We start from the raw sequence: 381 nt of genomic DNA, 5'->3' as shown, positions 1-381 counted from the left end.
ATGTTCAGTATGCCCATGCCCGGTTATGCAGCATTGCAAGACAGGCCAGTGAACTGGGGATCAGCGGCATGACCCCCCAGGATGCGGCCCTGAATCGTCTGCGCGAAAACGAGGAGTATGCGCTGCTGAAAACCCTGGCCGATTACCCCCGCATGGTTGCCGGCGCCGCGACCGATCTGGAGCCTCATCGGGTCATATTTTACCTGATGGATCTGGCGGCCCGATTTCACGGCTTCTACAATAAACACAAGGTCCTCGGTGACGATCCTGAATTAAGCCGGGCTCGCCTTTTCCTATGCGGGGCCTGGGTGCAGGGTTTTCAAAATGGTCTCCAGTTTTTAGGTGTCGCCGCTCCGGAAAGTATGTAGGCGAAATAACGAC

Annotated in this window: 1 protein-coding gene; it reads left to right on the top strand. The window is 56.2% G+C overall.

The window, feature by feature from the left end; all coding sequences use genetic code 11:
- On the top strand, positions 1-368 hold a 368-nt coding region (locus JWJ90_RS23020; RefSeq protein WP_275889176.1), incomplete at its 5' end, for a DALR anticodon-binding domain-containing protein.
- Positions 369-381: the final 13 nt, after the last annotated feature.

It is taken from the genome of Desulfobulbus rhabdoformis (genome assembly GCF_016919065.1).
Taxonomy (GTDB): domain Bacteria; phylum Desulfobacterota; class Desulfobulbia; order Desulfobulbales; family Desulfobulbaceae; genus Desulfobulbus; species Desulfobulbus rhabdoformis.
This window is presented reverse-complemented; position numbering and strand designations above follow the sequence as displayed.